Source organism: Nonomuraea typhae (assembly GCF_009760925.1).
Lineage (GTDB): Bacteria > Actinomycetota > Actinomycetes > Streptosporangiales > Streptosporangiaceae > Nonomuraea > Nonomuraea typhae.
The window spans coordinates 1,314,222-1,337,288 of record NZ_VRLV01000001.1; the positions used below are offsets into that span (position 1 = coordinate 1,314,222).

The 23,067-nt window shown below is 71.9% G+C and carries 23 protein-coding genes; 12 read left to right on the forward strand and 11 right to left on the reverse strand.

The genetic code is table 11. From position 1 onward, the window contains the following. Positions 1–61: 61 nt before the first annotated feature. From FVE25_RS06080 to FVE25_RS06090, 3 genes are all read right to left on the reverse strand, one after another. Positions 62–610: an MFS transporter gene (locus FVE25_RS06080; RefSeq protein WP_157245339.1), complete on the reverse strand. Its 549-nt coding sequence runs from the start codon at positions 608–610 to the stop codon at positions 62–64. 69 nt (positions 611–679) lie between these two features. Beyond that, on the reverse strand, positions 680–1,240 hold the full coding sequence (locus FVE25_RS06085) for a hypothetical protein (RefSeq protein WP_157245340.1): 561 nt from the start codon (positions 1,238–1,240) through the stop codon (positions 680–682). Between the two features lie 239 nt (positions 1,241–1,479). Next, positions 1,480–2,181, reverse strand: a complete 702-nt coding sequence (locus FVE25_RS06090; protein ID WP_157245341.1) for a DUF2470 domain-containing protein — start codon at positions 2,179–2,181, stop codon at positions 1,480–1,482. A 77-nt stretch (positions 2,182–2,258) separates the two neighbouring features. On the opposite strand from FVE25_RS06090, the gene rpsD reads away from it, so the two are divergent. After that, the gene (gene rpsD, locus FVE25_RS06095) at positions 2,259–2,873 is read left to right on the forward strand and encodes a 30S ribosomal protein S4 (protein ID WP_157245543.1); all 615 of its coding nucleotides are present in this window, start codon (positions 2,259–2,261) and stop codon (positions 2,871–2,873) included. A gap of 2 nt (positions 2,874–2,875) precedes the next feature. Next, on the forward strand, positions 2,876–4,099 hold the full coding sequence (locus FVE25_RS06100) for a low temperature requirement protein A (protein WP_157245342.1): 1,224 nt from the start codon (positions 2,876–2,878) through the stop codon (positions 4,097–4,099). A 4-nt stretch (positions 4,100–4,103) separates the two neighbouring features. On the opposite strand, the gene FVE25_RS06105 is transcribed toward FVE25_RS06100, so the two are convergent. Next, positions 4,104–6,140, reverse strand: coding sequence for a spermidine synthase (locus FVE25_RS06105; RefSeq protein WP_157245343.1), 2,037 nt, complete (start codon positions 6,138–6,140; stop codon positions 4,104–4,106). Between the two features lie 181 nt (positions 6,141–6,321). On the opposite strand from FVE25_RS06105, the gene FVE25_RS06110 reads away from it, so the two are divergent. Both FVE25_RS06110 and FVE25_RS06115 read left to right on the forward strand, forming a co-directional pair. After that, entirely contained in the window at positions 6,322–7,680 is a 1,359-nt protein-coding gene (locus tag FVE25_RS06110) for a S8 family serine peptidase (RefSeq protein ID WP_157245344.1), read from the forward strand. Positions 7,681–7,685: 5 nt separating this feature from the next. Further along, the gene (locus tag FVE25_RS06115; protein WP_157245345.1) at positions 7,686–7,916 is read left to right on the forward strand and encodes a hypothetical protein; all 231 of its coding nucleotides are present in this window, start codon (positions 7,686–7,688) and stop codon (positions 7,914–7,916) included. Here the strand turns inward: FVE25_RS06115 and FVE25_RS06120 are convergent. Further along, positions 7,897–8,634, reverse strand: a complete 738-nt coding sequence (locus tag FVE25_RS06120) for an ABC transporter permease (RefSeq protein ID WP_157245346.1) — start codon at positions 8,632–8,634, stop codon at positions 7,897–7,899. The genes FVE25_RS06115 and FVE25_RS06120 overlap by 20 nt on opposite strands. Next, the gene (locus tag FVE25_RS06125) at positions 8,631–9,368 is read right to left on the reverse strand and encodes an ABC transporter ATP-binding protein (protein WP_157245347.1); all 738 of its coding nucleotides are present in this window, start codon (positions 9,366–9,368) and stop codon (positions 8,631–8,633) included. Before FVE25_RS06125 ends, FVE25_RS06120 begins: the two co-directional genes overlap by 4 nt. Positions 9,369–9,422: 54 nt before the next feature. On the opposite strand from FVE25_RS06125, the gene FVE25_RS06130 reads away from it, so the two are divergent. After that, complete coding sequence (locus tag FVE25_RS06130) at positions 9,423–10,061, forward strand: TetR/AcrR family transcriptional regulator (protein WP_157245348.1); 639 nt, start codon at positions 9,423–9,425, stop codon at positions 10,059–10,061. Here the strand turns inward: FVE25_RS06130 and FVE25_RS06135 are convergent. Then, complete coding sequence (locus tag FVE25_RS06135) at positions 10,054–10,314, reverse strand: DUF4190 domain-containing protein (RefSeq protein WP_246266654.1); 261 nt, start codon at positions 10,312–10,314, stop codon at positions 10,054–10,056. The genes FVE25_RS06130 and FVE25_RS06135 overlap by 8 nt on opposite strands. Before the next feature lie 107 nt (positions 10,315–10,421). On the opposite strand from FVE25_RS06135, the gene FVE25_RS06140 reads away from it, so the two are divergent. After that, positions 10,422–10,883, forward strand: a complete 462-nt coding sequence (locus FVE25_RS06140; RefSeq protein ID WP_246266656.1) for a nitroreductase family deazaflavin-dependent oxidoreductase — start codon at positions 10,422–10,424, stop codon at positions 10,881–10,883. 76 nt (positions 10,884–10,959) lie between these two features. Continuing rightward, on the forward strand, positions 10,960–11,781 hold the full coding sequence (locus tag FVE25_RS06145) for an ion transporter (protein WP_157245351.1): 822 nt from the start codon (positions 10,960–10,962) through the stop codon (positions 11,779–11,781). Between the two features lie 11 nt (positions 11,782–11,792). Here the strand turns inward: FVE25_RS06145 and FVE25_RS06150 are convergent, their stop codons facing one another. After that, positions 11,793–13,358, reverse strand: a complete 1,566-nt coding sequence (locus FVE25_RS06150; protein WP_246266658.1) for an LCP family protein — start codon at positions 13,356–13,358, stop codon at positions 11,793–11,795. A 130-nt stretch (positions 13,359–13,488) separates the two neighbouring features. Further along, positions 13,489–14,475, reverse strand: a complete 987-nt coding sequence (locus tag FVE25_RS06155) for a neutral zinc metallopeptidase (protein ID WP_181019460.1) — start codon at positions 14,473–14,475, stop codon at positions 13,489–13,491. A 679-nt stretch (positions 14,476–15,154) separates the two neighbouring features. On the opposite strand from FVE25_RS06155, the gene FVE25_RS06160 reads away from it, so the two are divergent. The 4 genes from FVE25_RS06160 to FVE25_RS06175 all read left to right on the forward strand — a co-directional run bounded on the left by FVE25_RS06160 (position 15,155) and on the right by FVE25_RS06175 (position 20,412). Then, entirely contained in the window at positions 15,155–16,024 is an 870-nt protein-coding gene (locus tag FVE25_RS06160; protein ID WP_157245354.1) for a LysR family transcriptional regulator, read from the forward strand. 10 nt (positions 16,025–16,034) lie between these two features. Beyond that, positions 16,035–16,637, forward strand: coding sequence for a VOC family protein (locus FVE25_RS06165; protein WP_157245355.1), 603 nt, complete (start codon positions 16,035–16,037; stop codon positions 16,635–16,637). After that, complete coding sequence (gene folP / locus FVE25_RS06170; RefSeq protein WP_157245356.1) at positions 16,634–17,467, forward strand: dihydropteroate synthase; 834 nt, start codon at positions 16,634–16,636, stop codon at positions 17,465–17,467. The genes FVE25_RS06165 and folP overlap by 4 nt, the downstream gene beginning before the upstream one ends. An 89-nt stretch (positions 17,468–17,556) precedes the next feature. Then, positions 17,557–20,412, forward strand: coding sequence for an AfsR/SARP family transcriptional regulator (locus tag FVE25_RS06175; RefSeq protein WP_157245357.1), 2,856 nt, complete (start codon positions 17,557–17,559; stop codon positions 20,410–20,412). A gap of 98 nt (positions 20,413–20,510) precedes the next feature. On the opposite strand, the gene FVE25_RS06180 is transcribed toward FVE25_RS06175, so the two are convergent. Together FVE25_RS06180 and FVE25_RS06185 are read right to left on the reverse strand one after the other, a co-directional pair. Beyond that, positions 20,511–21,866 carry a sensor histidine kinase gene (locus FVE25_RS06180; RefSeq protein WP_246266660.1) on the reverse strand — a complete coding sequence of 452 codons (1,356 nt, stop codon included), beginning with the start codon at positions 21,864–21,866 and terminating at the stop codon, positions 20,511–20,513. Beyond that, on the reverse strand, positions 21,859–22,533 hold the full coding sequence (locus FVE25_RS06185; RefSeq protein WP_157245359.1) for a response regulator transcription factor: 675 nt from the start codon (positions 22,531–22,533) through the stop codon (positions 21,859–21,861). Before FVE25_RS06185 ends, FVE25_RS06180 begins: the two co-directional genes overlap by 8 nt. Positions 22,534–22,629: 96 nt before the next feature. Here FVE25_RS06185 and FVE25_RS06190 point away from each other — a divergent pair, with 96 nt between their 5' ends. Beyond that, a complete protein-coding gene (locus tag FVE25_RS06190; RefSeq protein ID WP_219825316.1) occupies positions 22,630–23,022 on the forward strand; it encodes a helix-turn-helix transcriptional regulator in 393 nt (130 codons plus the stop codon). The last annotated feature ends 45 nt before the right edge of the window (positions 23,023–23,067 follow it).

Below are 23,067 nucleotides of genomic sequence, written 5' to 3' on the forward strand. Positions count from 1 at the left end.
AGTTCCTGAAATTTCGGGCATGCCGGTGAAGCTCGGGATCATGCGAGCTTCGGGGGATGGATCAGACAGGAAGGAAGAGAGGCGGTCCCCGCAGGGAGACGCTGTGCTCGAGGACGGCCGAGCGCACCAGGGCCGGCTCCGCGTGCCGCACCGGCGCGGGACTCGTCACCACGGGTACGGCCGGCGGCAGGCTGAGCCGGACCAGCACGCGGCGGAACAGCCCCCACAGGGCCGCCTCGCCCCGCGCCAGCCACACCGACGTCAGCCCGATCGCCCAGCCGTGCATGATCAACATGCCCAGCCCCGGGACCAGCCCGGAATGCGCGTGCGCCACCGCCACGGCCGCCGTCACCGGCGCCGCCTCGTGCGCCAGCGAGAACATCACGTGCAGGAGGGCCTGCAGCAGGGTCAGCAGCACGAGGATGCCGCCGAGCGAGCGTTCGCGCCCGGTCACCGGCAGCGCCGCCAGCAGCGACACCCCGAAGGCGGCCAGTGCGCCGGGCAGCGCCACCGTGCCGCCGCCGGCCAGGTGCGCCCCCATGCCGAGCACCGCGCAGACCGCGGCGAACACCACGGCGCGGGCAAGGCGGAACGGCAGGGAAGCAGGCATGGCGTCCGCCATCATCCCATCACCGCCGCGCGCCCGCGAACCCGCCCTGCGCCGATCAAGGGCGGCCGGTCAGCGGCCGCCGGGCTGGGAGCCCTTCTTCTTGCCGGGCTCGCGGGGCTTCACGGTGCGGGTCTTGGTCGGCTTCGGCCTGGTCGGGCTGGGCGCGGCGGTGGGAGCGGGGCCGGTGGGCGGCAGGGTGACGGGCGGAGGTTCGGCGGTGGCCTCGGCGCCCGGGCCGATGGGGGAGACGGCGGAGGGCGACGTCGTGCCGGGCTTGGCCGGTCCGTGGCTGGGGCGGCCGCTCTGGCGCACGGGCTGGGGCGTGCGCGCGGGCGGCTGGCCGTTGATGTGGCGGGGCGGACGGGTACGGGCCGTCGCGGTCGGCTGAGGGGCCGGGTGCGGGGAGTGGGCCGAGGGGCGGGGAGTGGACGAGCGGCTCGCCTCCGCCTGGGCGGTCTTCGACGGGCCGGGCGCGCCGGGCGCCGACGCGCCGGGCCAGCCCACGATGCTCAGCGAGGCGCCGCCCAGCGCGGAGCCGGCCAGCACGGCCGCCAAGGCCAGCAGCAGCACCCCTCCCAAGATCGCACCGACCGTCAGAGCCCGGTTCGCGCGAGGACGCGTCTCGTTCACAGCCGCCGATGCTAGTCACTATTTTGGGCAAAGTGCACCAATGGCTCACAGCGGGTTGTGATCCACGGCTGGCATGCTGAGAGACCGGCGCGGGCCGGACGTGGTGCGGACAGGCCCGGCCCGCGCTCATCGCGCCACCTGGCCCCGGGTGTGGCATGCGCCGCGGGTGGCGTGAGAAGCTCCATCGGGTACGGCAGGCGGTCAGCCGTGACGCCTGCCGTACCCCACGAGGTGAAGGGTCAGCACGCGCAGATGAGGCCGCGCAGCGCGGTCTCCAGGCAGGTGCCGCTGCGCGCCGGCACCGGCCAGGGGAAGCGCACGAGCATGTCGTCCGCCCGCACCGTGGCCCCGTAGCGGTCCAGTTCCCACAGCCATGCCTCGCCGACCGGGGTGCCGAGGTGGGTGGACACCGCCCCGCGCAACTGCGCCCGGTGGGCCTCGTTCAGGTGGGCCAGCACCCGCTCGGCGTCCTCGGCCAGCGGGTCGGGCTCGGCCTCCAGGTATTCGTCGGCGTCCAGCACCCCGGAGTCCTGCCCGGTCAGGTAGACGACCTGGGCGACGTCCATGCGCAGCAGCCGGGGCGCGCCGGGCTCGCCGTACCGCTCCAGGGCCTTGAACAGGTCTTCGTCGGCGCAGTGGGTGGCGACCGCGACGGCGGCGGCGCGCGCCTCCTCCTCCGGTACGGCCAGCGCCCAGCCCTGCACCTCGACCAGCCCCCGGGGGTGCTCGACCTCGCCCAGCACGCGGGTGGCGGTGAGGTTCACCGCGACGACCGCGTCGCCGTCGAGTCCGTGCAGGCGCTCGCCCGGCTTGACCAGGAGGACCGGGCGGCCCTGGTCGTCCACGCCGCCGCGGGCCGGGGAGGGGACGCCGTCGAGGGTGAGCCGGGCGATGCCGGCGCCGGCGGCGAGGGTCCGGACACGTTCCGCGATCGGCGGCATGGGGTCTCCTTGAGTTCACATCTTGTAGTAGGTTAGCCTTGCCTAAGTAAGCATTACCTAACCACATTGAGGTGAACATGCGCTACACCGGGCCGAAGGTACGGCTGTCCCGCCGGGCAGGCGTCCCTCTGACCAGGAAGGCCGTGCGGTACTTCGAGGCGCGGCCGTACCCGCCCGGCGAGCACGGCAGGAAGACCAGCCGCCGCAACACCGGCGACTACGGCATGCGGCTGATGGAGAAGCAGAAGCTGCGCTGGTACTACGACGTGTCCGAGCGGCAGCTGCGCCGCTACTGGGACCTCGCGGTGCGCAAGGAGGGCGCCTCGGGCACCGAGCTCGTGTCCATTCTGGAGAGCCGCCTGGCCTCCCTCGTGCTGCGGTCCGGGCTCGCCCCCTCGATCTACGCCGCCCGGCAGTACGTCGCCCACGGCCACATCACCGTGGACGGCCGCAAGGTCGACATCCCGAGCTACCTCGTCAAGCCCGGCCAGGTCGTCGCCGTGCGCGAGAAGTCGCGCAAGATGCAGCCGTTCGTGGCCGCCGCCGAGGGCATCTACGCCGACGAGCGCACCGCGGGCTACCTGTCGGTCGAACTGCCCGAGCTGCGCTTCACGCTGGTGAGCAAGCCCGAGCGCGAGCAGATCGCCATCCCCGTGGACGAGCAGCTCGTCGTGGAGTTCTATTCTCGGTAGGCGTGACTGAAACGGGTGGAACTGGGACAGAACCGGCGGACCGCCACGCGAGCTGGCTCGAGCTCTTCTTCGATCTGGTCGTCGTCGTGGCGGTGGCCCAGCTGGCGCACCGCCTGCTCCACCCGGCATGGTCGGACGTGGCGCTGTTCGTCATGCTCTACTACGCGGTGTGGAGCATCTGGACCTCCTTCACGCTCTACGCCAACGTCCGCGCGGACAAGACCCGGGTGCGCCTGATGCTCGTCGGGATGTTCGGCATCGCGGTGATGGCCGCCGCCGCGCCCGACGTGGCGCACAACATCCCGGGTGTCGGCGTCCACGACGACTGGTTCGCCGCCGCCTACATCGTCTGCCGCCTCAGCGCCTCCCGCGCGATCCAGCGGTCGGGCGCGGTCATGACCGCCTGGCCGGCCGCCCAGCTCGGAGTCGGCCTGTCCCCCTGGATCGCCTCCTTCTGGGCCGAGCCGCCCGCGACCTACTGGATGTGGGCGATCGGCATCCTGCTCGACCTCGCCTTCACCCTGCGCCAGTCCGTCAGCCCCGGCCGGATGCTGCAGGAGTTCCAGGCCCAGGCCGAACGCCTCAACGCCCGGCTCCGGCGGCACGCCGCCAGGGGAGGGCCGGCGCGCGTGGTGCCCACGCCCCACGACGCCGTCCTGCACCCCGCCCACCTGGGCGAGCGCCTCGGGCTGTTCGTCATCATCGTGCTCGGCGAGGCCGTCATGCAGATCGTCGTCGAGGGCTCCGGCCAGGACTGGGGCACGCCGCTGCGCCTCGCCGCGGCGTGCGCCTTCGCGCTGGTCGTCTGCCTGTGGTGGCTCACCCTGCAGTACGGCCTCAGCGCCGTCCCGGAGGCCGCCGAGCGGGGCCTGCACCCCGCGGTGGCGCTGCCCGCCCACTTCGTCATGACCGCCGGGCTCGTCGCCGCCGCGGCCGGGCTCGGCGCCGTCGTCGGCGAACCGGACGCGCACCTGCACACGGGCATCCGCTGGGTGCTCTGCGCCGGGCTGGCGGTGTACTTCGCCGCCTCGGCGGTCATCGGCGCCGCCACCGGGGCCCGCCGGCTGTGGTTGTGGGGCTGGGCGCTGCCCGCCACGCTCGTCCCCGTCCTGCTGGGACTGCTGGGCGGGCCGCTGCCGGCCTGGGCCGTGGTCGCCGTGCTCCTGGCCGGGGCGCTGTGGCGGGTGACCTACCGGCCACCCGCCCCGGCCGCCGCCCCGGCCTGAGACCTCACACCAGGGCGGCGCTCTTGCGTGGCAGGAGCGCGAACGCGCCCAGGTAGAGCACCGCCGCCACGATCAGCAGCCCCTGGTAGCCGATCAGCAGCGCCAGGTACTCCAGGCAGCCGCCGACCATCGCGCCGAGCAGGTTGGCGCCGAAGGAGGTGGTGGCGTCGGCCGACTCCGCGAAGCGTTTCGAGAAGACGACGTTGGCCGCGAAGATCGGCAGGAAGGCGATGGTCACCGCCGTCACCGCGCGCAGCGGCACCGGCAACGACAGCAGCCACGCGTTGGGCACCAGCCAGGCCAGGAGCAGGCCGGCGAGCAGCACGCCGTACATCACGGTCAGCGGCGGGGTGCGGAAGCGGCGGGTGACCTCGACGGCGGCGAGCACCGCGATCAGCACGCCGGCGAAGACGACCGCGTTGACCACCCACGTGGTGCCGAACAGCAGCGCGAACCCGGTCACGCTCTTGGTCTCCAGCAGCAGGAAGCCCACGCCCAGCAGGAACAGGTCCGCGTACGGGCGCATCCTGCGGTACGGCCCGGCCACCACGCGCACGGCCAGCAGGCTGACGACGAGGATGAGGCCGAGCGTGATGAGGTAGATCGCCGGGATCGTCCGGTCCTTCAGATACAGGAAGGGCCGGTCGTCGTGGGCGGGCGCCGGGGTGCCCGCGGCGGCCCCCGGCCACTCGCCGGCGCAGCGCTGGGCCGCCGTCGTGACGCCGGCGGTGATCACGGCCTGCTGCCCCGCGGTGCTGACCACGTCCACGCAGGGCTTGTGACCGAAGGCGTTCTGCACGGTCCAGGCCAGCCGGTCGACCAGCCAGGGCTCGCGGTAGTAGTTGTACATCGAGAAGGCGCCGCCCGGCTTGAGATGGGCGCGGGCCGCCTTGATGGCCTCCTCGGTGAACAGGTAGCTCTCCAGCCGCAGTGAGCTGGCCCCCGGCACCAGCGTGAGCGAGTCGGGCAGCGCGAACAGGATCAGGTCGAATTTGCGGTCGGTCTGCTCCAGGAAGGCGCGCCCGTCGGTGATGTGGGTGGTGACGCGCGGGTCGGCGTAGGGCCGGTCCGGATGCAGCCGCCCGCCGAGCTCGCGCAGCTTGGGGTCGATCTCGACCGCGTCGACGGTCCCCGCGCCCTTCGACAGCGCGATGGCCACGTCGGTGCCGCTGCCCGCGCCGACGATGAGCACCTCGCGCGGCGGCGCCACGGCCCGCTCGTAGGGCAGCGCGTACTGCCGCTCGACCTGCAGCCGGGTCGCGGCGGGCATGGCCTGCTGGTGGGGGATGCCGTTGACCGAGATGTCGTAGACGGGCATCGGGTACGGCAGGCGCTTGTAGGTCACCTTGTAGTAGGGCGACCACAGGGCCCCGGCGGTGACGCTCTCGGCGGCCAGCAGCCCGGCCACGATCAGCGCGGGCACCGCGACCAGTCCCCAGTAGGGCACCCAGGGCCTGGGCGTGAGCAGGAGCAGGAAGCAGGCGGCGGCGATCGTCCCCCAGATCACCGGCGGCGCCGACAGGAACGACAGCGCGGTGAAGGCGGCGATGCCGGTGAGGCTGCCGATGAGGTCGTAGCGATATGCCTCCAGCCGGGGAAGCTCGGGGAAGCAGCGCCCGACGAGCTCGGCCGGGCCCATGAGGGCGAGCGCGGCGGCGATGAAGACCAGCGGGAGCGTCACCCAGGCGGGCGGGCCCTCCAGGGACAGGCTCGTCCAGTACAGCACGCCTTCGGTGTCACGGTTGACCGTGACGGGAAAGGCGAGGACCACGATCACCAGGATCGCGAGAACGACCGGTGAATAGTACGGCTGGCGCTTGGTGCGCCCGACGCGCAGGAATCCCAGTCCGATGCCAAGAAAGGAACCGAGCAGGACGAAATTCGTGAAATAGCTCAGGTGAACAATATTCGAACCGGTCCACCGGATCAGTGCGAGTTCCAGAAAGAGCATGAAGGCGCTGGCGAGAACCAGGCGCGGACGCACGGCCAGCCAATGCTCGGAGGATGACTCCTGAGGGGCGGCCTGCACCTGTGTGGTCATGACGACTCACCGTAGTTTACGGACCGAAACCGGGGAAGCCTGACGCCCGAGAACAATTGTCGTCCGGTTCGTGAGTTTTGAGGCATTTCAGCAGGTCAAACCTCTGGAGATGCGCTGGACGCGCACCAACGGATGAAGGAATGTTGGGAGGTTCGTTCCCTCCAACGTCCGGTGGTGCCTCATGCGGGTCCTGATTCAACTCCGTCCATCTCCCGATTTGGTCGCGGCCGTCGCCGACCCCGGCCAGACGGCCACCACGGCAGACGTCGCCGACGGCCTGCCCGGAGTCGAACTCGACTCCGCCTTCATCCCCGTGGCGGTTCCCCGGCCCGTGCCCCCGGCCGGCGGCGATCCGCTCTCGCTCAACCAGCCGCTCGACTTCTCCCTGGCCGCCGAGGACGCCTCGGTCCTGGTCCGCGGCACGATCTCCGACGACGAACTGGCCACCCGCGTCACCATGCTGCCGATGATCAGGCCGGACGTGGTCGGCGTCTTCGCCGACCCGGTCATCGAGTCCAGCCTGACCTGCGGCGGCGACCCGCCGGTCGGCGACTGGCACGACGTCGAACGGCTGATCAACGCCGCGGGGCTGGCCGCGGAGGGGCTCGACGGCTCCGGGGTGGCGCTGGCCGTGCTCGACACCGGCATCAACGCCGCGCACGTGGCCAGGCACCTCGGCCGCGGCGTCAGCCTCGACGCCGAGCGCAGCTGGAACCCCGCCGGGGTCACCGGCCGCCCCGGCGAGTTCGAGGTGGACCACGGCACGATGTGCGCCTTCGACACGCTCATCGGCGCCCCGCAGGCCAGCCTCATCGACATCCCGGTGCTGCTGTCCACCCGGCCGGGCGGCTCGGCGCTGGACGGCCTGCTGTCGGACGCGGTGGCCGCCTTCGCGCACCTGCGCACCGTGCTCGACGCCCAGCCGGCCGAGTCGCGCTCCCTGGTGATCAGCAACTCGTGGGGGTCGTTCTCGCCCGCCTGGGACTTCCCCGTCGGCCACCCGGGCAACTACTCCGACAACGCCGCCCACCCCTTCAACCTGATCGTGGCCAGCCTCGACCGGGCCGGCGCGGACGTGCTGTTCGCGGCGGGCAACTGCGGGCGCGACTGCAAGGACGGCCGCTGCGCCTATCCCGACCGGCCGATCGTGGGCGCCAACTCCCACCCGCGGGCGTTGTCGATCGGCGGCGTGGACGTCGCGAACGAGCGGGTCGGCTACTCCTCGCAGGGACCGGGCCGCCTGACCGCCCGCAAGCCGGACGTCTGCGCCTACACGCACTTCTCCGGCTCCAGGGCGTTCGGCGAGAACGAGCCGGACTCCGGCACCTCCGCCGCCTGCCCGGTGGCCGCCGGCCTGGTGGCGGCCGTCCGCACCCAGTGGCCGTCCTCGCGGCTGTCGCCCGCGCAGCTGCGGGCGCTGCTGCGGCGCACCGCCGAGGACCGCAGCGAGGTCGGCTTCGACTTCGACTACGGCTACGGCATCGTGGACACCACCGCCATCCTGGCCGCCCTGCGGCGAAGGGCGAAGAGCGTAGCCTGAGAGGCATGGTCCTCATCACCGTACGGCTGCCGCGAGGCGCGACACTGGAGGACGCGATCAGCAGGCTGGGCCTGGCCGAGGAGGATGTCGACACCGCCTACGGGCTGGTGCTCATCGACCCCGACCAGGGCCTTTACGGCCTGCGGGTGACGGAGGAGGCGGGCGGCAGGGCCGGTCCGCCTTTCTCCGACCCCAGGATCGAGCCCTACGGGCCGCCTAAGCGTTCTCGCGGTTGAAGATCCGCCCGCCGATCACCAGGCTGGCCGCCGTGAACACCACCACGACGGCGGCGCCGGCGGCCACCGTGCCGTTCCAGTAGTGCCCGGCGAACAACTCCCGCATGGCCTCCAGGACGTAGCGGAAGGGACTCACGCGCGAGAGCGCCTCCAGCCAGCCCGGCGCCATCGACATGGGCAGGAACGCCCCCGACAGCAGCATGAGCGGCACCACCGCGGTCGTCATGACCGGCGCGAACAGGTGCTCGTTCAGCGTGAGCGCCGCCGCGTACGACAGCGCCGCCAGGCTCACCCCGAGCACGATCACCAGCACCATCGCGGCCAGCACGCCGCCCACCGGCGCGCGCAGGCCCAGGGCGTAGGCCGCGGCCACCAGCAGCACCGTCTGGATCATCAGCGTGAAGGCGTTGTTGAGCACCCGCCCCAGCAGCAGCGCCAGGCGGGAGGCGGGGGTGACGCGCAGGCGCTCCAGCACGCCGGAGCGCCAGTCGAAGACGACGCCGAACCCGGCCAGGCCCGCGCTGAGCAGCCCGAGCTGGACGATCAGGCCGGGCACCAGCGTCTCCCAGGTGCCGATCGTGGCGAAGATCGGGCCGAACAGCACCAGGAAGCACAGCGGCTGCACGGCCGAGAACAGCAGGCCCGCCTTCTCCCGCAGGCCGATGCGGGTGGTGTGGTGGAACAGCAGCCAGGTCTCGCGGATCGCGGCGGCGCTCATGAGGGCACGTCCTCTCGCAGGGAACGGCCGGTGATGTCGAGGAACGCCTCGTCGAGCGTGCGCCCGCCGCTCTTCAGCTCCGCGGGGGAGCCCTCGGCCACCACCCGGCCGTGGTCGATGATGACGATCCGGTCGCACAGGGCGTCGGCCTCGTCGAGGTAGTGGGTGGTCAGGAAGATCGTGGTGCCGCCCTCGCGCAGGGCGCGCACGTGGCCCCACAGGTTGGCCCGGCTCTGCGGGTCGAGCCCGGTGGTGGGCTCGTCCAGGAAGAGCAGGGCGGGCTCGTGGACCAGGCCGAAGGCGATGTCGAAGCGGCGCCGCTGCCCGCCCGACAGCGCGACGCCGGGCAGCTTCTCCATGCCGGTCAGCTCCAGGGCCGCCAGCACCCGGGCGATCCTCGCTCGCGCCTCGGCGCGCGGCAGGCCGTACAGCATGGCCTGGAGTTCGAGCTCCTCGCCCACGGGGTTGAAGGGGCTCAGCGCGCCGTGCTGGGAGACGTAGCCGATGCGGCGGCGCACGCCGCGCGGGTCGGCCAGCAGGTCGTGGCCGGCGACGGTGGCGGTGCCCGCGGTCGGGGTGAGCAGGGTGGTGAGCATGCGCATCGTCGTGGTCTTGCCCGCGCCGTTGGGGCCGAGGAAGCCGACGATCTCGCCCGGGTCCACGTGGAGGTCGACGCCGCGCACCGCCTCCGTCCCGCCCTTGAACGTCTTGCTGAGGCTCTTGGTGGTCAACATATTTTTAGGGTAACTGAAATTTTGGTGTCACTGCAAAGTTGGTATGATGGCAGCATGGAAGAGGGGCTCAGGGAGCGGAAGAAGCGCGAGACCAGGCTGCGCATCGCCGACATGGCGATGGGGCTGTTCATGACGCGCGGGTTCGACAACGTGACCGTGGCCGAGGTGGCGCGGGCCGCCGACGTCTCGGTCAACACGGTGTTCAACTACTTCCGCACCAAGGAGGACCTGTTCATGGACCGCTGGGACGAGGTGGAGGACCTGCCCAGCAAGGTCGTGCGGGAGCGGCGGCCCGGGGAGGGGATCGTGGCCGCCTTCCGGCGCGACTTCCTCGACGCCCTCGACACGGGCGACTGGCGCTACGGGCTCCACGAGGGGGCCGACCACTTCGGCAGGCTCGTGGCCGACAGCCCGTCACTGACGGCGCGGATGCGCGAACTCGAACACGCCACCGACGTACGGCTGGCGCGCACGGTGGAGGAGGAGACCGGCGCCGATCCGGACGACCTGGCGCCGGTGATCGTGGCCGCGCAGATCCTCGTGGTCACGCGGGCCCTGGCCCGGACGGCCATCCGGCGCAAGCAGGCGGGGGAGGGCTGGGCGGAGATCCTCCCGGACGTCAGAAGGCAGGCCGAAGAAGCCTTCGACCTGCTGGCGGACGGGATCGGCGACTACGGCAGAGCGCTCAGTTGACGGCGCTCATGACGATGGCGAAGCCGATGATCAGGGCGTAGACCACGACGACCACGATCATGAGGATCGTGGCGATCATGCCGCAGATCTTGCCGGCGTTCACCTGGCCGCGGTTCTCGTAGTAGTAACCGCTCGTGTCGATCTCGCGCAGCGTCTTGTTGCCCATGATCCAGGCAACCGGGCCGAGGATCTGGCAGAGCGCGAGGCTGAGGATGCCCAGCACCAGGATCGTGGTCCCTTGGGGGTGGGTCATCGGCGGAGGGCCGTACGGAGACGGGCCGTGGGGATACGACATAGCAGGGGATTTATACCACATACCCCTGTTGACCGAGCGTTTGCTTGGGGCGTAGCGTCTGGCGCGTGAAGGCGTTCTTCCAGTGGCTGGCGTCGACCGGCTGGTTCCTGCGGCTCGCGCCCCGGTTCGTCCCGCGCCTGGACCGCCTCGTGCACCGCCTCACCCGCGGCAGGCTGGCCAGTTCCCGCGTGGTGCCCGCGCTGCTGCTGATCACCACCGGCGCCAAGACCGGCCGGCGGCGGGAGACCCCGCTGGCCTGCCTCCCCGAACCCGGCGGAACCATCCTCGTCGTGGGCAGCAATTACGGGCGTCCGCAACACCCGGCATGGACCGCCAACCTCCTGAAGAACCCCTCGGCGGCCGTCAGCTTCCGCGGCTCGAACTACCCCGTGACGGCAACCCTGCTGGACGAGGGAGAACGAGCCGAGGTTTGGCCCCGGCTCATCGAGATGTGGCCGGTCTACGACCACTACACCCGTGTATCCGGACGGATGTTACGGGTGTTCCGACTGAGCCCGATGCGTTGATCGACTGTTTATCTACCGTCCATAAGTGTTACGTCATCATGGACGGGTCTTGATCAACCTTTGGGGAGCCTGCCACGTGCGTGAACGCATTCGCACCTATATCGAACATCCGCGCTTCCAGCGCTTCGTCATCGTCGTCATCCTGATCAACGCGGCCACGCTCGGCCTCGAGACCTTCCCCGCGATCGTCGCGTCCTACGGCGGCGCCTTGAGCGTCATCGACCACGCCGCGCTCTACATCTTCGTCGCCGAGCTCCTGGCCAAGCTGTATGTGGACCGCTCCCGTTTCTTCCGCGACCCGTGGAACCTCTTCGACGCGGTCATCATCGCCATCGCCCTCATGCCGGCCAGCGGCAACCTGTCGGTCCTGCGGGCGCTGCGCATCCTGCGCGCGCTCCGCCTCATCTCGGTCGTGCCCAGCCTGCGCCGCGTCGTGTCGGCCCTGCTGCGTGCGCTGCCCGGGATGACCTCGATCGTCGTGCTGCTCTCGCTCGTGCTGTACGTGGCCGCCGTCATGAGCACCAAGCTGTACGGCCACACCGCCCCGGCCTACTTCGGCGACCTGCAGACCTCGTTGTTCACCCTGTTCCAGACCATGACCGGCGAGGCGTGGCCGGACATCGCCCGCGAGGTCATGACCGAGCACCCCTACGCCTGGGTGTTCTTCGTGGTCTTCATCCTCGTGTGCTCGTTCGTGGTGCTCAACCTGTTCATGGCGGTCGTGGTGAGCGCCATGGAGGAGGAGTCGGCCGAGGAGCGGGCCGAGATCGAGATCCACAACGAGCTGTCCACTCAGATGATCCTGGACGAGCTGGCCTGCCTGCGCCGCGAGGTGGCCGCCCTGCGCCGCCCGGACGGCCTCCGGCCCGACGAGGCCGGCTCCCCGGCCGGGAGGTAGGGACCCTTCGCTCAGAGTCCGCAGAGTTCCGACAGGGACTTTGCGGACTTGTTCGTGTTCCGGGTCGGTGTCTGGGTCGGGCCGGCCGCCGTGCGCGTGGGCGACGGGCTCGGGGTGCCCGAGGCCGTGCCGGGACCGCCGGAAGCCTGGGCGACCTGCGTGGTGCGGGCCGGCTTGAGCGAGTCGCTGATCGCCTTGGCGGACGCCTTGCGGATCTTGACCCAGTCGGGGCGGCCCGAGTAGAACTCCGGCGGCACGAACTGCAGGCTGGTGATCCGGCCGCCCTTGACCTTCACGGCCAGGTTGACCAAGTGCTCCAGCAGGTCCTGGGGGATGTTGGTGGAGGCCATGCGCTTGGCGGCGGCGGCGATGCCCTTGAAGTTGCTCAGGACCTTCACGGGCGTGGCCTGCTGGGCGAACGCGCCGATGACGCACCGCTGGCGGGCCATGCGGGAGAAGTCGTCGCTGCCCACGCGCGAGCGGCCGTACCAGAGGGCCTCCTCGCCCGACAGGACCTGGAAGCCCGCCTTGATCGTGCCGGCGGTGCCGTACAGGCCGCCCCATTTGATGTCCTGGTCGACCCGGATCTTCAGGCCGCCGATCGCGTCGACCAGGTGGGCGAAGCCGTACATGTTGATCAGAGCGTAGTAATCGATCTTGAGGCCGAGCGTGTGGCCGATGGCGTCCATGAGGACGCGCGGGCCCTTGTTCCTGCCTCCGGCCGCCTGCGGGTTGTCGTTGGCGAACTGCCAGACCTCGTTGAGCAGGCCGCCGTTGGGCAGCTCCGCCTGGAAGCCGTTGGGGAAGTGCTTGCCCATCGGGGTGCCGGGCGGGAAGCGCACGTGCTGGAGATTGCGGGGGAGGCTGAACAGCACGGTGTTGCCGGTCTGGACGTGCACGCTGGCCACGGTCATGCTGTCGGTCCTGACGCCTTCGCGGTTGCCCGCGCCGTCGCCGCCCACCAGCAGGAAGTTGACCCGGTCGCGGCCGTTCCAGGGGTCCTCCTGCTTGACCGGGGCGATGTCGGGATCTTTCTCGCCGCTCGGGAAGATCTGCTGGATGGCGTCCTCGCCGCTGCGCACGAGCTCGGCGGTCAGGGCGAAGGGCGACATGACGGCGACGCCGAGAATGCCCACGGCGACGCCGGAGACGATCTGCCCCATCTGGCTGAGCCGGCCGGGCCGCAGCGCGATGTAGGAGGCGAGCAGGAGGGCGAACCACGCCAGCGCGCCGGCGGCCAGCGCGATCGTGATGCCGGTCGTCCAGCCGATGTAGACGCCGACCTCGGTCCCGTTGATCAGGACGATGGCCAGGACGGTGACCAGGATGGCGGCGTAGACGCCGATGAGCGCCAGGCCGGTACGGCGATGCCCGGCGCGCAGGTGCGCGGCGCCGGGCACGAGGACGGACAGCAGCGTCCAGCCGAGCATGGACGCGACGGTGAGCGGCTTGGCGAAGCGCGGAGCGGCCGGCCTGGCCTTCTCCGCGGTGGCTGGACCGGCGCCGCGGGTCCGGCGCGGTGCCGCCCGCCGTTTCTTGCCCGCGGGCGCGGTGCCGACCTCTTCGTCCTTCGTCACACCGGCTCCTTCAAGCATTTACCAGGCAAGACCATGGCTTTGCCGCTGGTTGCACAAGATTGCCAGATTCTAGCCCCCATATAGGGACATCACAGACAACTGGCCAATCTGGGCTGAACGTCGGGTGACGTCAGGACGTCGAGGACGAGGAGGCCATCCACGTGTTGCACTGGTATGCCTGGTTGCGATCCCAGCCCTGGCGGAACCAGGCGTGGTTGTTGGCCGGAGAGCCGTGGTCGCGGGGATATCCGGGCCAGTCGCCGACCCGGGAGTAGAACCAGAACAGCTTGCCCCGGTTGGCCGGGCTGATCGGGTACGAGCTCGCCACGGCCTTCATAAACATGCCGCCGAAGCACGTCGCCTGGAGCTCCAACCTTCTACTGAGGGCGAGCTTCCCGCTGCGGCTGGTGGAGTCCAGGGTCTTCGACCACCAGGAGTCCATGACGCCGGTGATGTTCTGCACGTGGTGGCCGTACTCGTGGGCCATCATGCTGATGATCGCCCCGTTCCACGCCACGATCCGCCCGTACCCGAGCGCCTGGCCGTTCCCCCTGGCCATCGCCGAGGTGGAGGCGTAGATCGTGTTGTTGCGCGGGCAGTAGTAGGGCACGATGCTGCCCGGCGACGGGTAGTCGCCGCAGGCGCCCCGGCCGCGCTTGGCCGCGATCGCGTAGCCCGGCGGGCTCCAGTCGATCCCCTGACGCTCCAGGATCGGGCGCCACGCGTTGTTCATGCACGCGCCGGTCTTCAGGATCAGCGCCTTGAGCCTGCTGTGGCTGAAGATGCTCACGTTGCCCGCCCGGCACTGCGTCCTGGGCAGCGCGCCCGCCCGGTACAACGTGTTCGTCCGCAGGCTCGTGTCCAGCTTCACCTGGGCCGGCGGGGTGACGGAGTCGTCGTCGTCCCGGGTGGGCGTCCGGATCGGGGTGGGGACGCGGGTGGGCTGGATCGGCTCCCTGCCGGAGTCCGGGGTGGGCGGCGTGTAGGTGGGGCTGTAAGTCGGGATCGCGATGGGCGTCGTGGTCTCCGTGCCGGACTCGCCCCGGCCGAGCAGCCAGGCGCCGAGCACCAGCAGCACGCCCAGCGCGGCCACCACGCCGAACACCGCCCCGAGCACGGCCGCCGCGCCGGTGCCCTGCTTCCTGCGCGGCGGCTGCGGCCACTGGCGGAACTGGGCGGGTGGCGGGGGATTCCACTGCCCGGGCGGGAAACCCTGCTGCGGGTACGGCGGGCCCGGCTGATACGGCCCCTGAGGCGGCGCCGGATGCCGGGGCGCGGGATGCGGCGGCGCGTGGGGCGACTGATGCCGGGGTGGCTGAGGCCGGGGCGGCGCGGGTTGCGGATAGGGCTGGTTCGGCGCGGCCGGGTGGGGCTGGTTCGGCGCGGCGGGGTGGGGCTGGTTCGGTGCGGCAGGGTAGGGCGGACGTCCCTGTGGCGGCCCTTGCGGCGGCCCCTGAGGCGGTGGAGGCTGCTGGTAGGGCCCCTGCGGCGGTGCGGGCTGTGATCGGGGCTTCCGGTAGCCGGGTGGCGGCCACGGCCGGGACGGAGGCATCTGGGGCTGCCCCGGTCCCTGGGGCGGAGGTGGATATTGCCCGTTGCCTGTCACCGTGAGCCCCCTTTGCCCCGATGTCCGCAATGTCGTGAACAGTCAGGACCTTTGCCGAATTTGGGGCAGAAGCATACTGATTTATCACCCGTCACGGATGTGGGCGTGCTCGGTTACAGACCGAAATCATTCGAGGTGATCTCTGCTATGTGCCGGACCGACAAGGCCCTCGTGTCCTAGCTTCATTGGCATGAATCTGCAGCAGCTCCGCTATGTGGTCGCAACTGCGGAGCACCGCACCATGACCGACGCGGCCAGATCGCTTTACATTGCGCAACCTGCGCTTTCGCGGGCGATCCGGGACCTCGAACGCGAGCTGGGCATGACGCTCTTCGCGCGCTCGGGTCGCGGCGTTGTGGTCACCGCACAGGGCAGGCGCGTCATCAAACTGGCAAGGGAGGCACTCGATGCCGTAAGTGAGATCGAAGCACTCGCGAGCCACGGCGGATCCCCGGACGTGGAGCTGCGCATCGCCGCCACTCCGAGTCTGGAGGCCGGCCTGGCGGGCCGTCTGGTCCCCGCCTACAACGCCGAGCATCCGGGGGTGCGCGTGCAGATCGTGCGCTGTGAGGGACGTGAGGGCGTGGTGATGGCCATCAGGGAGTCGCGGGCCGACCTCGGCCTGACCGACCTCCCGGTCCCCACGGACCTGATCACCCATCCGCTGGAGCGCCAGGAGATCGTGCTGATCTCGCCGCCCGGCCTCGACCTGCCGGACCCGGTGCCGATGGGACGCCTGCACGGCATGCGGCTGGCGCTTCCCTCGCGGGGGTCCGTGCGGCGCAGGGAGCTGGACGCGATGTTCGGCAAGTTCTCCGTCACCCCGGTGGTGGTGCTCGAGACCGACGAGCGCAACGGCTGGCTCAACGCGGTCCGGTCGGGGCAGGCGTCCCTGCTCTGGTACCGGGGGCTGGCCGAGATGGCCGTCCGCGCGGGCCTGGTGGTCCGCTCGCTGGAACCCGCGGTGCGGCGCGTCATCGCCGTCGTGCACGCCCGCAAGAGGCTGCCGCTGAGCGCCCAGGACTTCCTGGCGACAGCGGAGAAGGGAAGCGCCGCCTAACATCCTCCTCATGGATCACCTGGTATTCGCCACCCCGTACCTGCGCGACACCGTTCACGAGGTCGGCAGGCTGCTCGGCGTTCACCCCGTCGAGGGCGGCAGGCACGTGGGCCTGGGCACCCGCAACCACCTCCTGGGACTCGGCGGCCGCCGATACCTGGAGATAGTCGGCCCGGACGAAGACCAGCCCGATCCCGAGTCCCCCCGTCCCTTCGGCATCGACACCCTCACCGCGCCGCGCCTGATCACCTGGGCCGTCGAACCCCCGGACCTGGACGAAGCCATCGCCAGGGCCCGAGACGTCGGCTACGATCCCGGACCGGCCGTGCCGATGTCCCGCCGTACTCCCGCGGGAGACCTGCTGGAGTGGCGGCTGACCCTCCCTCACGAGGGCACCCACGACGGAGTGGTGCCCTTCCTGATCGACTGGGGCACGACGCCCCACCCGTCGGGCACGTTGCCCGAGGTGAAACTGGCCGCCTTCCACGCCGGCCACCCCGACCCGGACGCGGTCCTGTCCGACCTCGCGGCGCTGGGCGCCGAGCTCGAGGTACGGCAGGCCGACGCGCCCGTCCTGGTCGCCACCTTCGCCGGCGGGCAGACGCTGTCATGACGGGCATCCTGCGCCTGGGCGGGCGCACCTTCGCCCCCGGCGAGTTCGCCATCATGGCCGTCGTCAACCGCACCCCCGACTCCTTCTACGACAAAGGCCGCACCTACGGCTTCGGCGCGGCACTGGACGCCGTGGACGCCGCGGTCGCGGGCGGCGCCGACATCGTCGACATCGGCGGCGTCAAGGCGGGCCCCGGCGACGACGTGGACGCCACCGAGGAGATCCGCCGCGTGGCCGGACTGGTCGAGGCGGTCCGCGACCGCCACCCGAGCCTCCTGATCAGCGTCGACACCTGGCGCGCCGAAGTGGGCGAGGTGGTCGCCCGCGCCGGCGCCCACCTGCTCAACGACACCTGGGGCGGCGTCGATCCCCGCCTGGCCGAGGTGGCCGCCCGGCACGGCGCCGGCCTGGTGTGCGCGCACGCGGGCCGGGTGGAGCCGCGCACGCGCCCCCACCGCATCGCCTACGCCGACGTGGTGGGCGACGTCGTCTCCCTGACGGTCGAGCTGGCCGAGCGGGCGGCGGCCGCCGGCGTGGCCCGCGAGTCGATCCTCATCGACCCGGCCCACGACTTCGGCAAGAACACCTTCCACTCGCTGGAGGTCAGCAGGCGGCTCGACGAGCTGGTGGCGACCACCTGGCCGGTCCTGGTGGCGGTGTCGAACAAGGACTTCGTCGGCGAGACGCTCGGCGGCCTGCCCGTCGACCGGCGGCACGCCGGGACCATCGCCACCCTCGCCGTCTCGGCGCTCCAGGGCGCCCGGGTCTTCCGCGTGCACGACGCCGCCTCCGCCCGCGCCGCGCTCACCGCGATCACCGGCCTCGCGTAGCCGCCGATCCGGGCTGCAAACGGAGTGCAAGACCTTGGTCATGCGTTGTGCAACACCGGGTTGGCAGGATTTGCGGCGGAGGAGAGCGGATGCGATTCAAGATTCTCGGACCGCTGCTGGTCGAAGACGAAGGAGAGGAGCTCCACCTCGGGGGCAGTCTCCAGCGCGTCGTCATGGCGATGCTGCTGCTCGAAGCCAACCGGGTCGTCCCGCTGGAGCGGATGATCGAGGCCGCCTGGGGCGAGAACCCGCCGGGCACCGCCCGCAACCAGGTGCAGATCCGGATCTCACAGCTGCGCCGCGTGCTGCGGGACACGGCCACGCCGTACCAGACGCTCATCACACGTCCGCCCGGCTACCTCGTGAAGGTCGGGCCGGGGCGGCTGGACCTCGCCGAGTTCGACGAGCTCGTCGCACGGGCTGGCGGCGAGCAGCCCGTCCAGGCCGCGCGCACGCTGCGCGCGGCGCTGGCGCTCTGGCGCGGACCGGCGCTGTCGGACGTGGACAGCGACCTGATCCGGCCCGTGGTGCACGACCTCGAAGAGCGCCGCCTGCTCGCCCACGAGCAGTGCCTGGAGCTGGAACTGGGGCTCGGCCGCCATCTGCAGCTCGTCGGCGAGCTGCGCAGGCTGACCCAGGCCCACCCGCTGCGCGAGCGCATGCACCAGCACCTCATGCTGGCCCTCTACCGGTCCGGGCGGCAGGCCGAGGCGCTGGACGCCTACCGCGCCTACCGCGAGATGCTGCTCGACACGCTCGGCCTGGAGCCCGGCGACGAGCTGCGCCGCCTGGAACTGGCCGTCCTCAACCAGGACAGCGAGCTCGACGGCCCGGCCCCGCTCGTGCGGCCGGTGCCGGTGCCGCGCCAGTTACCGCCGATGATCTCCACGCTGTCCGGCCGCGACGAGGAGATGGTCCGCGTCGCCGGCATGCTCACCGGCGAGCCCGCCCCCGGCCCGCTGCCCGTGGCCGCGATCGTGGGCCGGGCCGGCGTCGGCAAGACCGAGCTGGCCGTGCACGCCGCCCACGAGCTGGCCGCCCACTATCCCGACGGCCAGCTCTACGTCGACCTTCGCGGCGGGCAGAACGACCCGGCGGACGTGCTCAGCATGTTCCTGCGCGCGCTCGGCACCGGCACGATCCCGCGCTCGGCCGAGGAACGCGGCGCGCTGTTCCGCTCCACGGTCGCCGGCCGGCGCCTGCTCGTCCTGCTCGACAACGCCGGCTCCTTCGAGCAGGTCTGGCCGCTGCTGCCCGGCGGCGCGCCCTGCGGCGTGCTGGTGACCTGCCGCGAGCGGCCCGTCGGCCTGACCGAGCACTGGGTCGTCAGGCTGGAGGTCCTCGACGACACCGGCGCCCTCACCCTGCTGACCGGCGACGTCGGCGAGGCGCGCGCCGCCGCCGAACCCGCCGCGCTGCGCCGCCTGGCCGTCCAGTGCGGCGGGATGCCCCTGGCGCTGCGCATCGCCGGCGCCCGCCTGGCCCGGCGCCCGCACTGGACCGTCGAGACCCTCGTCGGCATGCTCAGCGACTCACGCACCATGCTCGACGTGCTCAGCCACGGCGACCTCGAGGTGCGGGCCAGCCTGGAGGTCTCCTACCGCGGCCTGTCGGCCAGGGCGCGCACGCTGCTGCGGCGCATCGGCCTGACCGACAGCCCGCAGATGACCGGCTGGCTGGCGGGGGCGCTGCTCGACGCCGACGCCACCGCCGCCCTCGACGAGCTGGCCGACGCCTCCCTGCTGACCCGCAGAGGCGACCGCCACGTCATCCACGACCTCGTCCGCGCCTTCGCCGGCGAGCGCGCCCTGGTCGAGGAGACCGGCGACCAGCGCCTGGCCGCCCTGGACCGGGCCTGCTCGGTCTTCTTCCACCTCAGCGAACGCGCCCACGAACGCTTCTACGGCGGCCACTTCACGCTGCTGCGCGGCAAGGGCGGCAGCGCGCCGGCCACGCCCGCCCAGGCCGACGAGATCATCGGCGCCGACCCGCTGGCCTGGCTCGACGGCGAACGCGCCACCCTGCTCGCCCTGGTCCGCCAGTCGGCCGCGCACGGCCTGGACGAGCTGTGCTGGAGCATCGCCATGACGGCGATCACGCTGTTCGAGACCCACGGCTACTTCGACGAATGGCGGGCCGTCAGCGAACTCGCCCTGCGCGCCTGCCGGGAGTCCGGCAACATCCGCGGCGAGGGCGCGATGGTCTACTCCCTCAGTTCCCTGGCCGTCTTCCAGCAGAGGTACGGCGAGGCCCACCCGATGCTGACCCGGGCGCTGGAGTTGTTCGACCAGGTCGGCGAGACCCACGGCCGGGCCCTGGCGCTGCGCAACATGGCGATGGTCGAGCGCATGCGCGGCGAGAGCGAGGCCGCCCGGGGCCGCTACGAGCAGGCGTTACCGCTGCTGCGCGCCGTCGGCGACCGGGCCGCCGAGGCGCACGCGCTGGTGAACCTGGGCGTCATCCATCTGGAGCGGGGCAGCCTGGACGAGGGCGGCCCGATGCTGGAGGAGGCCCTGTCGATCTTCCGGATGGAGGGGGTGCCGCGCGGCGAGGCGCAGGCGCTCAACTCCATCGGCCGCCTGGCGCTGCTGCGCGGGGAGAACCAGCGGGCGCTGTCCGCCTTCGAGGCCGCGGCCGTGATCGTGCGCGGGGTACGCGACCGGATCGGCGAAGCCTATGTGCTGCAGGGCATCGCCGAGGCCAGGATCGCGCTGGGCCAGGCCGAGGAGGCGAAGGGCACCCTGTCGTCCGCCCTGGACCTGGCCGAGCGGCTGGGGGAGCGGCTCATCGCCGGCCGCATCCGGCTGAATCTGGGGCTGCTCATGATGGAGGACGGCGACCGGGCCGCCGCGGACCATCTGGAGGAGGCGTACGCGCTGTTCGAGGAGATCGGGGCCGAGCCCTGGCGGGCCAAGGCGGCCGCCGCCCTGGCCCGCACCCGGTGAAAGCCGGACGCCCGGTGAAAGCCGGAGGCCCGGTGGAAGGCGGACGCCCGCTGAAGGGCGGGCGCTCGCCGGCCCCTGGTCGCCCGCGCCGGGCCCCCTCAGCGGTCCGTTCCCCGTGAGACCGGAAGCTCGACCACCACGCGCAGCCCCGGCGCCGCGTCCTCCAGATACACCCGCCCGCCGTGCGCCCGCACGGTCTCGCGGACGATGGCCAGGCCCAGCCCGGCGCCGCCCTCGTCCCGGCCCCGTCCTGAGTCCAGGCGGGTGAAGCGGTCGAAGACCCGTTCGCGGTCCTCCGGCGGGATGCCGGGGCCGTCGTCGGCGACGGTCAGCACGCCGTCGGCGGTCAGCGCCACCTCGACCTTGGACGCGGTGTGCCGGGCGGCGTTGTCCAGCAGGTTCGTCAGCACGCGGGTCAGGTCGAGGGCGTCACCGGTCACCTGGACCGGGTCGCAGGCCACCAGGCGCGCCTCGCCGTACCTCTCGACGCAGCGCCGTACCACCTCGTCGAGATGGACCGGCTCGCGGCGGGCGGGCCGTCCGCCGCGCTCGTCCAGGCGGGCCAGCGCGAGCAGGTCCTCGGCCAGTCGGGACAGCCGCAGGGTGTCCTCCAGCGCGCCCTCGGCCGTCTCCTGCCAGTCGGCGCCCTCCGGGTGGCCGAGCGCCACCTCCAGCTGCAGCCGGATGCTGGCCAGCGGGCTGCGCAGCTCGTGGGCGGCGTCGGAGACCAGCGAGCGCTGGCGCTTCTCCGCCTCCTCCAGCCGGGCCAGCATGTCGTTGAGCGTCAGCGCCAGCGCGTGCACCTCGTCGCGCGCCTGCGGCACCGGCAGCCGGCGCGAACGGGCCGTGTGGGTGATCTCGGCGGCGCCCCTGCGCAGCGCGGCGATCGGCCGCAGCGTCCGGCCGATGATCAGCCACGAGGCCGCGGCCAGCAGCACGACCAGCGCCGGCGTGCCGACGAACAGCACGTTGCCCGCCACGCCGAGGCTGCGCTCGATCTCGCCGATCGGCCGCGCGGCCAGCACGGTGCGGCCGCGGTCGGCGCTGACCGCCACCACGCGCAGCGGCCCCGGGATCGCGTACGGCCGGCCGTCCAGGTAGAGGGCCTCCCCGGTGAGGGCACGCCGCCGGGCCGGCGCGTCCAGCAGGGGCACCAGCCGGTCGGCGCCGTAGGTGACGTTGGAGATGCGCCCGTCGCGCTCCAGGACCTGCACGACCGTGCCGTCATGGGTGACGATCGGGCTGCTCAGCTGCTCGGCGTCGGCCTTGACCCGCACGGTCTGGGCCTGCTGGCGCAGGGAGTCGTCCACGGTGCCCATGAGCGCCCGCTGCAGCACGGTGAGCAGGACCGACGCCGAGATGGCCAGGGCGAGGGCGAGCACCGCGGCGGCCGCCACGGTCAGCCGGTGGCGCAGCCCCTGGCGCCGCCACCAGGCCAGCGGGGAATCAGCCACCGTCGCCGGCCAGGCGGTAGCCCGCGCCGCGGACGGTCTGCAGGGCGTTCCTGCCGAAGGGGGCGTCGATCTTGCGGCGGAGGTAGCCGACATACACCTCGACGACGTTCGGGTCGGTGTCGAAGGTGTCCCAGACGTGCTCGAGGATCTCCGACTTGGAGACGACCTCGTCGCGGCGGCGCAGCAGGTACTCCAGCAGGGCGAACTCACGCGGCGTCAGCTCGACCTGGGCCTCGCCGCGCTCCACGCGCCGCCTGGCCGGGTCGAGGGACAGGTCCCCGGCGGTCAGCACCGCGGGCCGGCGCCCGGCGTCGCGGCGCAGCAGGGCGCGCAGCCTGGCCACCAGCACGACGTAGGAGAAGGGCTTGGTCAGGTAGTCGTCGGCGCCGAGGTCCAGGCCGTCGGCCATGTCGTACTCGCCGTCCTTGGCCGACAGCATGAGGATCGGCACCCAGTTCTCCTCGGCGCGCAGCTGTTTGCAGACGTTGTAGCCGGACAGCCGGGGCAGCATGATGTCCAGCACGACCACGTCGTAGTCGCCCTGGCGGGCCAGGTGCAGGCCCTCCTCGCCGTCGTGGGCGAGGTCCACGGCGAAGCCCTCCGCCTGCAGGCCGCGTTGCAGCGCCGCCGCCATCCGCCGTTCGTCCTCGACGACCAGAACCCTCATGCCCTGGAGTGTAGGGACAGATGCCTGAGAGCCCTCTGAGAGAGGGGGCGCCCGGCGGCCAAACCGGACGTCCCAAAGTCGCCTTAGAGTGGTGCCGTGGACCAGCGTGCCAGGCTCGCCGCCGCCTCCCGCGACGGGCACCTCGCACTGCGGCGGGTGGAACGCCAGCAGGCGCTCATCGAACGCCTTCACGCGGCCGGAGGACAACGGGTCCGGCTGGCGCAGCTCGCCCGCGAGCAGGGCGTCTCCGCGCGCACGGTCGCCCGTGACGTCGAGCGCCTGCGGCTGAGCGGCGTCCCCTTGCAGACCCATCGCGGCCAGGGCGGCGGGGTCAGTCTCGCACCCGCGCGCGGCGCGATCGCGGTCGAGTTCGACCTGCCCGAGGCCGCCGCCCTGATGTCCAGCCTGGCCGTCCTCGGCCCGTCGGTGAGCCCGAGCGCCGCCTCGGCGATGCGCAAGCTCACCACCGCTCTCGCCCGCGCAGTCTGAGAGGGCTCTCAGATCCTCTCAGGATCACCTAAGGCCGCATGCCGC